Origin of the sequence: Bacteroides neonati, from assembly GCF_000499785.1 — a bacterium.
GTDB classification, from domain to species: domain Bacteria; phylum Bacteroidota; class Bacteroidia; order Bacteroidales; family Bacteroidaceae; genus Bacteroides; species Bacteroides neonati.
In genome coordinates, this window is record NZ_HG726033.1 from 1 (window position 1) to 9,061 (window position 9,061).

General features: G+C 42.2%; 16 protein-coding genes. 3 read left to right on the plus strand and 13 right to left on the minus strand.

From position 1 onward, the window contains the following. From TY03_RS21195 to TY03_RS21205, 3 genes are all read left to right on the plus strand, one after another. Positions 1-1,613: phage minor head protein (locus tag TY03_RS21195; protein WP_042373700.1), on the plus strand; the 1,613-nt coding region annotated here is incomplete at its 5' end. 148 nt (positions 1,614-1,761) lie between these two features. Beyond that, the gene (locus tag TY03_RS21200; protein ID WP_042373702.1) at positions 1,762-2,244 is read left to right on the plus strand and encodes a phage virion morphogenesis protein; all 483 of its coding nucleotides are present in this window, start codon (positions 1,762-1,764) and stop codon (positions 2,242-2,244) included. 7 nt (positions 2,245-2,251) lie between these two features. Further along, positions 2,252-2,704, plus strand: a complete 453-nt coding sequence (locus tag TY03_RS21205) for a hypothetical protein (RefSeq protein ID WP_042373703.1) — start codon at positions 2,252-2,254, stop codon at positions 2,702-2,704. Here the strand turns inward: TY03_RS21205 and TY03_RS21210 are convergent, their stop codons facing one another. The 13 genes from TY03_RS21210 to TY03_RS23090 all read right to left on the minus strand — a co-directional run bounded on the left by TY03_RS21210 (position 2,705) and on the right by TY03_RS23090 (position 9,021). Next, positions 2,705-3,067 (minus strand): hypothetical protein, encoded by a 363-nt coding sequence (locus TY03_RS21210; protein ID WP_042373704.1) that lies wholly within the window; start codon positions 3,065-3,067, stop codon positions 2,705-2,707. A gap of 153 nt (positions 3,068-3,220) precedes the next feature. Beyond that, positions 3,221-4,165 carry a phage integrase SAM-like domain-containing protein gene (locus TY03_RS21215; protein WP_230202015.1) on the minus strand — a complete coding sequence of 315 codons (945 nt, stop codon included), beginning with the start codon at positions 4,163-4,165 and terminating at the stop codon, positions 3,221-3,223. A 71-nt stretch (positions 4,166-4,236) separates the two neighbouring features. Then, positions 4,237-4,464 carry a hypothetical protein gene (locus tag TY03_RS21220; RefSeq protein ID WP_042373708.1) on the minus strand — a complete coding sequence of 76 codons (228 nt, stop codon included), beginning with the start codon at positions 4,462-4,464 and terminating at the stop codon, positions 4,237-4,239. 2 nt (positions 4,465-4,466) lie between these two features. Further along, the gene (locus TY03_RS21225) at positions 4,467-4,694 is read right to left on the minus strand and encodes a hypothetical protein (protein WP_042373711.1); all 228 of its coding nucleotides are present in this window, start codon (positions 4,692-4,694) and stop codon (positions 4,467-4,469) included. Next, on the minus strand, positions 4,694-5,173 hold the full coding sequence (locus tag TY03_RS21230; protein ID WP_042373713.1) for a DUF4494 domain-containing protein: 480 nt from the start codon (positions 5,171-5,173) through the stop codon (positions 4,694-4,696). The genes TY03_RS21225 and TY03_RS21230 overlap by 1 nt, the downstream gene beginning before the upstream one ends. 32 nt (positions 5,174-5,205) lie before the next feature. Continuing rightward, positions 5,206-5,898 carry a DUF7168 domain-containing protein gene (locus tag TY03_RS21235; protein WP_042373715.1) on the minus strand — a complete coding sequence of 231 codons (693 nt, stop codon included), beginning with the start codon at positions 5,896-5,898 and terminating at the stop codon, positions 5,206-5,208. Beyond that, on the minus strand, positions 5,891-6,178 hold the full coding sequence (locus TY03_RS21240; RefSeq protein ID WP_042372683.1) for a hypothetical protein: 288 nt from the start codon (positions 6,176-6,178) through the stop codon (positions 5,891-5,893). Before TY03_RS21240 ends, TY03_RS21235 begins: the two co-directional genes overlap by 8 nt. After that, on the minus strand, positions 6,175-6,825 hold the full coding sequence (locus tag TY03_RS21245; protein WP_042372747.1) for a DUF3164 family protein: 651 nt from the start codon (positions 6,823-6,825) through the stop codon (positions 6,175-6,177). Before TY03_RS21245 ends, TY03_RS21240 begins: the two co-directional genes overlap by 4 nt. Positions 6,826-7,157: 332 nt before the next feature. Further along, on the minus strand, positions 7,158-7,343 hold the full coding sequence (locus TY03_RS21250; RefSeq protein ID WP_042372681.1) for a hypothetical protein: 186 nt from the start codon (positions 7,341-7,343) through the stop codon (positions 7,158-7,160). A gap of 63 nt (positions 7,344-7,406) precedes the next feature. Further along, positions 7,407-7,787 (minus strand): hypothetical protein, encoded by a 381-nt coding sequence (locus tag TY03_RS21255; RefSeq protein ID WP_042372679.1) that lies wholly within the window; start codon positions 7,785-7,787, stop codon positions 7,407-7,409. 231 nt (positions 7,788-8,018) lie between these two features. After that, positions 8,019-8,435 (minus strand): hypothetical protein, encoded by a 417-nt coding sequence (locus TY03_RS21260; RefSeq protein ID WP_042372676.1) that lies wholly within the window; start codon positions 8,433-8,435, stop codon positions 8,019-8,021. Between the two features lie 13 nt (positions 8,436-8,448). Beyond that, the gene (locus tag TY03_RS21265) at positions 8,449-8,829 is read right to left on the minus strand and encodes a hypothetical protein (RefSeq protein WP_042370586.1); all 381 of its coding nucleotides are present in this window, start codon (positions 8,827-8,829) and stop codon (positions 8,449-8,451) included. Positions 8,830-8,883: 54 nt separating this feature from the next. After that, positions 8,884-9,021 carry a DUF2829 domain-containing protein gene (locus tag TY03_RS23090; RefSeq protein WP_262482542.1) on the minus strand — a complete coding sequence of 46 codons (138 nt, stop codon included), beginning with the start codon at positions 9,019-9,021 and terminating at the stop codon, positions 8,884-8,886. Positions 9,022-9,061 lie beyond the last annotated feature (40 nt).

Here is a 9,061-nt window from a genome sequence, read left to right on the forward strand (position 1 = left end):
ACTTTGTACCTCTGCTTGAACGGCGCGGATATCCGGTACATGGCGGAAAGTTCAGTTTTGTAGACAAGAAGGATGAGATCAAAGTCGAAGAGTTGAAAACCATTACTACGATGATACCCGTTCCACACTCGTACGTGTACGAAAAATACGGTATACCACAACCCAAAGAGGGAGAGCCGGTAGTCACCATCGAGCAACCCGGCACCGGAATCGTGAAAGAGAAAGAACCGGAAGAAATGGAAGGAAACAAAGGCAAAGCGCCGATTGAAAATACCGATCACGAACGTAACTTCTTCATCCGCTTATGGGATTTTTTCGTAGCTGCCCCGCGGGACGGGGCAATTGGAAAAGTCCGCATGAATGATGCGTCACTGGAAGAAACGTTGATTGCCGGTATAGCTGCGGGCGAGATTGACACCTTTCATCCGGAACTGTTTGAGTTTATCGCTTCCGACCTTTTAAATGCTATACAAACAGCGTTTAAACAAGAGGTAAACAACATGGATGCCGGTATTGCTTACAATGCCCCTGATAATGTGTTTCGCACCGCAATGGAAACCAATCTGTTTCACTTCTCTGCTGCTAAAACATTGGCAGAGATTCAAGAATTGAACCGGCTGTTTCGAGAAAGTAAGAACTTCGAGGAGTTCCACCGACGGGCTAAAGAGGTAACAGATGTATTTAACAAGACGTGGCAAAAGACAGAATACGATACGGCCCTGCTTACAGCTGAAGCGGCATCCAATTATCGCCGATTGATGGGTAAAGTGAAGACATTCCCCTATTGGGAGTATCGTACAGCAGGAGATGAAAAGGTACGCGCAAGCCATGAACGGCTCAATGGAATGACGTTACATCACAGTGATCCTCGATGGAACAGGCTGTTTCCACCCAACGACTGGCGTTGTCGCTGCCGGGTAGTTCCCCGTATGGCCTACGAAATAAAACCGGAGATGTTGGCGGAGATGAAGAAGCGTGCAGACGACTTCTTCGATACACCTGAATGGAAACAGACAGCAACCCAAGGATGGGGTGTGAATCGTGGTAAAACAGCAGAGGTGTTCAGTGCGAACCAGATGTATATTCGGAAATTTCCCAATCAAGCAGCCCGATACCTGGATAAATTGACAGCTGACAAATGGGGGATAGAAAGTGTACCCAAACAGATGGAAAAAGCAATGCAACCGATACCTACACAAGAGAAAACGGCGTCTACCATTTGGAAGCGAACATCCAACGAAGGTGTGATTTCATTGCCGGATTATCGGGGACGTATCATTGTATTGGAAAAGAAACAATTCGACAGCCATACTACGGGAAAGGGTTCCGACAACCGCATTGTATACTGGGATGCCATGTGTGAAACCTTACTGAACCCCGACGAAGTTTGGTTAAATGATGACATCAAAAAGAATGTGTACGATACCTACAGTCTGATACGGTATTACCAAGATGGAGTGATTGTAGCCAACTACCGAATAGAAGAGGACAAGCTGGTTTTAAAAACATGGTACTTGATGAGAACCTCTAAAGACCCCAATAAACGGATAGACTTGAAAAAGATTTGGGACAAGCGTCGCCACGGGTTGCTCATAAAAAAAGCGGAGAAATGATTCTCCGCCTTGTATGGGTTGCACTGTCCGCACGCTGTCAGAGATCAGACTTCGGGTATTTCCCGCCATACACCGGGACAAATCGCCTAAATTACATCCGTTCGAACAGACTTCTGTGTGCAAATATACAATAAATAATTCAGTAACAATGAAGATTAACATTGAAAAAGAACTGTTTACCTTGAAGAATGAAATTTTGGATGCAGTGCCTGACATCATCGCCGAAACAGCCGTGGAGTATTTTCAAGACACGTTTCGTAAAAAGGCTTTCGATGGGGCTCCGTGGCCGAACTTCTCACCGGGCTATAGACATCGCACCAACGGTTCGTTGCTGATTGACTCTGCTGCGCTGTTGAATAGCGTCCGTCCCAGTCTTATTAGCCGTGATCTTGTGATAATATCTGCCGGAAATGAGAAGGTACCTTATGCCCGGGCACACAACGAAGGCTTTGTAGGAAGTGTGGTGGTGCCTGCACATAAGCGCACATCGAAGAAGGGAAAAGCGTATAGCGTAAAACAACACTCCATGAGTATGCGACTACCACAGCGTCAGTTTCTAGGTGATGCAAAGGAACTGCAACAACAGTTACATTACCGCATCGAAGGGTTTATAAACTCACTAAACAAATAATAAAGAGATGAAAAAGAAGTATTTCAATGATGTTTTGGATAGGTTGGAAGAGACCGTGCCTGCCCTACGTTGGATTGATGCCGATGAAGGACAACTGAACTTTAGCGACAGTCGCCCACCCATTGCGTTTCCCGGTTGCCTGGTTGAAATGAATGTGGCCGGTTGTGAGAATATCTCTGTCGACCCACGAGCCCCGCAACGCATAGAGTTACGATTTAACCTAAAGGTCGCATTTAATGATTGCGCCTCGTTCAACACCAAATCCCCTGTCATGGTACGTCAAAAGGCTGACGAACGCTTCGATGTACTCGAAAGTATTCATAGTACGCTACAAGGATGGCGAACAGAAGATTGTATAAAAGCATTCAGCCGTGTGAGCGTGAAAGATGAAAAACGACCGGATGGACTAAAAGTGTATAATTGTTTGTATACTGCTTTCTTTATGGATAGGATAGAGTAATCAGAACCGCCAACTGGGATACATTTTTTGTAATTGCCGTGCGGTAGTACGATTGCGACAAAGTTCCTCGAAATAATCAGCCTGCTTTGCCCAGGCGTTATTTATGGTTCTTTCTTCCACACAGAACTCTTCATCCGAAAGGGTGACAAGTACATCATCCAATCGCTTGCGTACTATCTCGCGCCAATAGTAGAGACGGGCCACAATCATCCGATCGCGTATATCCAGTCTCTCTTTACGGTTCATTGCTTTCCTTTTAATTTGCATCGTGGCAACGCGCTTACGCTTTGCCTGCTGCTCTTGCGAGAGTCCGTTGGGATACTCTTGCCGATTGTCTTCAAAAAGGTATAGCTGATTGGCCATAATTTATCGATACTGTGGTTTGGGATTATCACAAAATTACAAAGAAAACCTTGAGCAAGAATAATTTTAGATAAAAAAATGACACTTCACACCACTATTAAACAAAAATCGACGCAGGATACATATATCTTACGTCGATTCTAGTGCTTGTTATTATTTTCTGAAAAACATATCTCCTGAGATTGAACGTGCAGTATCATCATTGGTTAGTCGGATGTAGCGGAAAAAGTTCTGCTCACTTCGATGCCCGGTTAATCGCATGATTTCAAGAGTTTTCATTCTTCCGGTCAAATACATATTAGTGGCTGCCGATCGGCGGGCAGTATGACTGCTTATCAGTTCCCATTTTTCACGGGTGTTGGTAATAAGCTTGCCACCTTTGGTGCACGAATAGGTGATTTTATCTGTCAATCCCACTTCTCGCATAACCAATTTCAGGTATTTGTTGAAATGCTGAATGCATAATTGACAGGGAATATGTCCTCCGTATTTTTCAAATATCTCTTTGACGTAGTCGTGAATGGGGACTTTCACATCCACGTTTGTCTTTTTGGTACGTTTTACGATGTATTCACCAATTAGGTTTTGATTTGTTAAAGTTGAGTAGTCGGAATAACGAAGTGCCGTAAGACAGCCAATAACAAAAAGGTCGCGGATGCGCTCTTTGGCTTTTCTCTTATCTTGATGCTCGAATTTATAATAATAGATTCTTGTGATCTCGTTCATTGAAAGAAAGACGGCAAAGGTCGGCTCTTCCTCTAAATCCACCCCGTTGTACGTTGTATCTACTGCATAATTGTATTGGCCGGCGCGTCTAACCAATGATTGGATTTTCTGTATATATCCTACAATGGTGTTGTGCATCAATCCCCGATCTTCCAGGTAAATAATGAAATCATCCAAAAACTCTTCGGTAATTGAGTTCGTGTAGATATCACAGTTGTATAACTCGGAAAATCGGTCGATGTGATTGATTATAGCGTCATAAACGGCCGCATAGTGTTCAGACTTGCGTCTGCTTCTCCTTTCAAGTGTTTCCCTGGCAAACGATGTAAAGTATATGCCTTCGAGTGGTTTGCTTTGGCGGAAATGATTTATATAGTCCTTTCTTGGCTTTGCCTCACGGACAGCATAGGATACGGCTAATATGGCTTTGAGTGTTTTAAAAGTTATTTATCTGCTTTATACAACCTTGCCCCTGTTTTCTCTTTTACTCTTAGCAGGAACTCTGCCGAGCGATCACTATCCACGACCAACTTAACCGCTGTAACTCCTTCCGTTTTCGGAGCTTGTATGAGTAACGAACAAGGTTTATCGCAATACAGCCAGTAGTATATCAGTTCGGATAGGTAGCTATCGCCAATTTGGACGATATAGTTAACAGGTGGGCGTTGCATAGTTAGCTATCTGCTTTCCATTCAATGGTAACCACTGCTTTCAATTTTCCGGTACCACCGCAAACAGAACAGGGCTCTTTTATCCGATCTCCATATTTATTTTCTTTCCAATGCCAACCATTGCCTTGACAGCCCGAACATGGAAAACCGTTGAATTCCTGCTGCTCTTTAGGATGTACGTCTCCGAAGAGAGGCGCTGACAAAATCAGCGCCTGTTGTTTCTTACTCATTATGCTTCGGGCGTTGGTTTATCATCCGACTTTCCTGTATACGGATATACATCCATAATTGCCGTTTCTGCTATTGAAGCGATTTGATAATCGGCCATAGTGCCTGCCATACCTTCATCAAGCTTCTTCACTGCATCGCGTAGGTCGGCTGCTTGTACCAGTACATTCACGCTGCTTCGTTTCTCTGCACTGCTCTTTTCATCCAATGTAATGTAGATGAGTTTGCATTTAAACCAGCGGTCTGCCGATTCCTCGTCGCTTGCAAAAAGTTCGCTGTAATTGGCCCGTGCGATATCCGACACAGTAAAATCACCTGTGATGTAAGGAGACATTTCTTCAATTAACCGGGCTTCTGCCTCTGTAAAGCTAAGGGCATCTACCAAATAAGGTTCTGTTACCTTAACATTCATTCCGGCTTCGTTTACTTTTTCATAACGGATTTTACCTTGAAACCAGTTGTGGAAATTTGTTGTTGACATAATTGTAAAGTTTTTGATTGTTGATAAAATGATTATTTGATTGCCTTCGCAATATTCTGTTTTTGTCCGTCGCGGTATCCCATTCCGAATACCCGGTCATTGAGTCCGCGATTGGAAGATGAGCTCCAGCTTCTTGTGCTTCCCTGCTCCTGTGCCATATACTTGTCAATCATTGCCCCGTGGCTTATCATCAGCCCTGTTACCTGCTCGGTTTTCTCACTCATTAGCTTCTCACGGATACCGGATGAACAACCAAGTAGATAAGAGGCTAACCATACATCACGGTGGCGGGTAGGAATGCGACAAGTTCCGTGTGCCTCCTTAAAGCGAATAACCGACAGGTGAGTGAATGCAGCTTCAAGAAAGTTAAAGGCATACTCTACTGCCATGCGATTCATCTCTGTGCCATATACCACACATCGGGGTGTTCCACTCAGCATATACGCTTTGCAATAATAATATTCACAGATGGCGTAAAGCAGATGACGCTTCCAACCGCTACGGTAGTTATCTGCGGTATGATAGTTGTTTGACCGACCAATACAGCTTTCTTCCTCGGCTTCCGGTGTGCCTTCGATTTCGGACAAGCTCATGTTATATTCGGTGATAAGCCGTTGAATGGCCGCAGCCGCTGCATTGGCTTCACCTTCGGAACCTACCGCCCGAGCTCCATCGCGTAAGCGGATCAGCTTCTGAATCTTGTTAATGATGGTTTGTTTATCCATTGCTTTCTTTTATATAGATTGATACCAGTATTCGTCCAGAGCGTTTAATGAACAGGGCTGTTTTACCTTCATCCGTTGTCAGCTCCGTTGTAACATCGCTTTTTACTTGCAGCTCCTTGAGGTCTGTATTAAGAATCCACTGTATCCACTCGTAGTCTTCGATGGAGTCACCAAATACATGATTATTATTTATATCGTCCAGAGTTATATTCAGTAGGCAGGTAAGCCAAGCCGGCATTTTGTCCGGCTTGAGATTACTTTTGTAAATGAGCTGCTTCATATATCCATCGCACTCATGGATAATGGTAGTGAACGCTCCACATCGTTCTCATCTTTGTATTTCACTTCGACAAACTGGCAAGTAGGCACCGGCCGATAGGCTTCTTTGATAATGCGAAGTCCCTCAAGGAACGTGTCGTCTTTCGATTCATTGGCCATCTTTTCCAGTTCCAATACCTTGTTGGCTTTCAATGTTCCCTTCTGATCCTTGGCCAGCAAGCTGGTAATAGCATTGACCAGGCGGGCGGATTTTTCGTCAGTAGCCAAGGTGGCCAGATACTCACGTACTTTTTCAATACCAATTTCGACACTGTCATCCCATCCGTCGTTCAGCCGATTACCCACTTTGATGGAGATGTGTCCATCGCTATGTGTCAATGTACGGCTTTTACGGTCAAGTTTCACCTTGAAAAGGCGCTGTTGCATTGTGTCGAGTTCTTCACTTTCTTCAAAGATGGTTTGTTTCTGCTCTTGCATACAACCACTTAGCTGTTTGAGAGATTGAAAAGTACGTGTTACAAACTCATCACGCATAGCGTTATACGATTGTCTCTCACGTTGCAGGTTCGCCTCTTCGGCACGTTCTTCTGCTTCGAGTTGTGCTTTTAGCTCAAGACGTTGAGCTTTAGTTAAATTACTTACATCCATACAATTTTGATTTTTAAAATGGTTCATACTTATTTTTTTGAATTCTTGACTTCTATTGCAAAGCAATAGTTTCTTTTTAATTTTTTCTTTATATCGTAGGAGGAACTATAGGGCTTTTATGCAGTATAAAGAAAAGGTAATCAGAATAGATAAACAGATAGAGCAATATAAGATAGTATTGCTTAGTCTTCTCTCCATTTTATCTATTTGCTCTTTCAGCATTGTATTTTGATTCAATATAGCTACCAAATATTGAAAATAAAGGTCCTTATCATTCATTTTTGTTTATTTGAGCCATGCGACAGTTGAATTTCCTACCGCATGGCAGAATTTTAATCAACTATAAATTCGGTTATATTTGGAACTGCTTGAAGGCCTTCCATTACCTCTACACTTGTAGGGGTGACAAGTGCAGTTACATGAGGATGATAGTTTTCGCAAAGAAACTTTATCAATGGCTTTGCCGCCTCTTTCAGTTCTTCCAACTTCCTTTTGTTTTCTTGAATATCAGTTTCCATATATTGTATTTATGGGTTTTACAAAGCCGCCCAAAGCTCATTTCTTTACTGTATTGAGCCTTTTCAGGCTATTATTTTCTTCTTGAAATTCTCTATGGCTTCCTCAAATGTGTCTCCAAAGGCGTAATTATCACTTTCTTGTAGATTAACGAAACCCTCCCCAACGCAACAATAAGTATTTCCATCAGGTATGACTTTTAAAATATGCCCGTCCCGCTTAAAGTAAAGTTTTCCTTCACTTACCCATTGTTCAGCCTGCAAATAATACATAGCATAACTATTCCATTCAGATGAGTGATGTTGTGATTTAGCTGTTGACCAATCGTCCCCATTTAACACATGATTAAGTCCTATATTTACAGATGCAAGTGGCTTATATCCCAAATACTCTTGAATTTCCTGGCCACTTTTAAAATGGTCAAAAGTATATACTGTTAGTTCCATATTATTTCATTTAGTTATTATCGTTAATTATATTGTTAATATCTTTATAAGATAATGTTCCGTAGAGATTAATATCTATACTGTCACCGAATATATTGATAGATAAACTGCCGTCGACTGAACAGTTTATTTCTGTCGCACAAATTTCAACACGATGTTTTTTAAGTAGAATTTCCAAGTCCTGCATGAATTCCAATTCTCTGTCTGTCATATTAGCTCCTTTCTAATTGGTTATTCGTTAATTACTTCAACTGTCGGTCTGAACATTTCAGCCTCTCCGTTGTCAAATGTCACATGCCCATAGCATTCTATTTTTGTAATAGTATGAAAGCCATTTTTGCTTTTACGATCATAATACTGCTTCCCATAACTACCACTGGTTTCTTTAAGAACCCTTACCTTATCGCCTACTTTGGCACCGAGGTTTTTTATTTCCTCTTTTAGTATTTGCTCCCGATAGTGTTCTACATCAATTTGAGAACTTACATATCTTCTCTCATTCCCGTCAATGGTTACAAGATAGAGGTCTTCAATAGGTTGATTTGTGCCACCCCTGTGATAAAGGTCATGGTATGCTAGCCATCCCGGAAACTCTTTGCCACAGTTTACATCGTACTTATCTGTGATTCGAACTGTTCTTTCACTCATATTTCAATACGTTTTACGTTAATTCAAATTCTTCCACATCACCAAGATGATGATCTATTTGTAGCCTAGTGAATAAGCTGTAAACCCACGAGTATTTTTGCAGCTCCTTTATTATTTCATCCTTTGCAATTTTCCCTTCCATGATGAATATTGACTTACTCCCACCGCGGGAATCATGCGCGCTGTAAGGAATACACAGCATTGTAACTCCACGATAGTAGACATACCCAATACCCTTGCATTTTTTCATGGCAGAGTACAAGGCATCGTCTGAATCTATTTCACCACCTATTCGGCACTGGTCTTTTACTGACATACTACCGCTTAGCATCGTGATGTGATGTCCGGGGACTCCTGTTGTACCGAAATACATTGCTATTGATTCTTTGCTCATTACTGTTTTGATTTGAGCCATACGGCAGATATTCCACCACCGTATGGCAGTGTATTAAAACTCAAATATCATCCAGTCATTGGCAAGCATATCACTTTGAGATGCTAACCATCCGTTTACGATAGTGCCGTCAGCTGCTTTCATACAGAGGTATGCAGTAAACTTAACGACATCATCTTTCTTTAAATCAATCGGATTACCACTTTCGTCAACGCAGTCTTGGTAGAAGTAA

Excerpts from the sequence above, each read along its gene's own strand:
- TY03_RS21200 (WP_042373702.1), top strand. The coding sequence starts at position 1,762 with ATGAAGATTAACATTGAAAAAGAACTGTTTACCTTGAAGAATGAAATT.
- TY03_RS21255 (WP_042372679.1), bottom strand. The coding sequence starts at position 7,787 with ATGGAACTAACAGTATATACTTTTGACCATTTTAAAAGTGGCCAGGAA.
- TY03_RS21235 (WP_042373715.1), bottom strand. The coding sequence starts at position 5,898 with ATGGATAAACAAACCATCATTAACAAGATTCAGAAGCTGATCCGCTTA.
- TY03_RS21230 (WP_042373713.1), bottom strand. The coding sequence starts at position 5,173 with ATGTCAACAACAAATTTCCACAACTGGTTTCAAGGTAAAATCCGTTAT.
- TY03_RS21245 (WP_042372747.1), bottom strand. The coding sequence starts at position 6,825 with ATGGATGTAAGTAATTTAACTAAAGCTCAACGTCTTGAGCTAAAAGCA.
- TY03_RS21260 (WP_042372676.1), bottom strand. The coding sequence starts at position 8,435 with ATGAGTGAAAGAACAGTTCGAATCACAGATAAGTACGATGTAAACTGT.
- TY03_RS21225 (WP_042373711.1), bottom strand. The coding sequence starts at position 4,694 with ATGAGTAAGAAACAACAGGCGCTGATTTTGTCAGCGCCTCTCTTCGGA.
- TY03_RS21220 (WP_042373708.1), bottom strand. The coding sequence starts at position 4,464 with ATGCAACGCCCACCTGTTAACTATATCGTCCAAATTGGCGATAGCTAC.
- TY03_RS21205 (WP_042373703.1), top strand. The coding sequence starts at position 2,252 with ATGAAAAAGAAGTATTTCAATGATGTTTTGGATAGGTTGGAAGAGACC.
- TY03_RS21265 (WP_042370586.1), bottom strand. The coding sequence starts at position 8,829 with ATGAGCAAAGAATCAATAGCAATGTATTTCGGTACAACAGGAGTCCCC.
- TY03_RS21210 (WP_042373704.1), bottom strand. The coding sequence starts at position 3,067 with ATGGCCAATCAGCTATACCTTTTTGAAGACAATCGGCAAGAGTATCCC.
- TY03_RS21250 (WP_042372681.1), bottom strand. The coding sequence starts at position 7,343 with ATGGAAACTGATATTCAAGAAAACAAAAGGAAGTTGGAAGAACTGAAA.
- TY03_RS21240 (WP_042372683.1), bottom strand. The coding sequence starts at position 6,178 with ATGAAGCAGCTCATTTACAAAAGTAATCTCAAGCCGGACAAAATGCCG.